Source organism: Gordonia sp. DT30 (assembly GCF_049844915.1).
Taxonomy (GTDB): domain Bacteria; phylum Actinomycetota; class Actinomycetes; order Mycobacteriales; family Mycobacteriaceae; genus Gordonia.
Genome location: NZ_JBNCLY010000059.1, coordinates 1 through 986, shown reverse-complemented (window position 1 = coordinate 986; position 986 = coordinate 1). Strand labels below are relative to the sequence as shown.

At 68.4% G+C, this 986-nt stretch carries 2 protein-coding genes; both read right to left on the bottom strand.

The genetic code is table 11. From position 1 onward, the window contains the following. Positions 1–455 (bottom strand): ATP-binding protein (locus ACLQ3C_RS21420; protein ID WP_425707109.1); only part of this gene is annotated, 455 nt, incomplete at its 3' end. Beyond that, a partial coding sequence (locus ACLQ3C_RS21415; RefSeq protein ID WP_425707108.1) for a Mu transposase domain-containing protein occupies positions 455–986 on the bottom strand: 532 nt, incomplete at its 5' end. The genes ACLQ3C_RS21420 and ACLQ3C_RS21415, both read right to left, overlap by 1 nt.

Sequence of the window (986 nt, the reverse complement as noted above, 5' to 3'; positions counted from 1 at the left end):
CCGTCGGTGTGAGCGGCGGCCAGGCGGGCTGCCCAGCCGGTCGCGGTGTCGAAGGCGACCGGGTATCCGGCCTGGCATGCTTTGATGCCCAGGCAGATACCGAGGTGGGTTTTGCCGACTCCGGGCGGGCCGAGCAGGATCACGTTCTCCGCCTTGGCCACGAAACTCATCATCTCCAGGTGCGCGAGTACGTCTCTGCGCAGTGAGGGCTGGTGATCTGCGTTGAAGTCCTCCAACGTTTTCATGGCCGGGAAGTGCGCTCCGGCGATCCGCAGCCTGGTACCGGAGGCCTCCCGATCGGCGACCTGGCGTTGCAGGACGGCGGCCAGATACTGCTCGTGCGACCACCCTTGCTCACGGGCGGTATCGGCGAGTTGCTCCCACACCCGCGCGATCGTCGGTGTCTTCAACACCCGCGCCAGATACGCCAGCGTCGAGGCCGTCTCAGAAGCCATCACGCCACCTGGCCGTCGGTCGCCGCCCGGGTGGCTGGGTCGGGATCGAAGTCGATCCCGAACAGGGCGTCGTAGCTGCCCGGATCACGCACCAAACCTGGGTCGGCCGGGAGCAGACGCCCCGCCGCAGCCGCCTCATGGCGGGCACGCTGGTTCTGAGTGTAGTTGCGGCGCAACACCTTCGCCGCGGCCACATGCTCGGGATCGGTGATCGTGCGGGCGGTGTCCCAACAGCGCTGATGCACACCGATCACGTGTTGCTGACACGAGATCACCACCTCGTCGGCGCCGGCGGCGATATCGACGTAGCGGCCGATCGCCGACGGGTGCGCCGAGTAATCGTTGCCGGCCACCCGCACGTAGTAGTCGCGGCCCAACCGCACCCGGCCCGTGAGTCCGGTCTGTGGCGGCGCCGGCGGCAACGTGGTCATCGCCGCGAGATCCTCGTCGAGGACATCGATGGGCCGCCCGTGCAGTGACCGCACCGTGCGGGCGTTGGCTTTCGGCAGCCACGCCCCGAGCTGGGTGTTG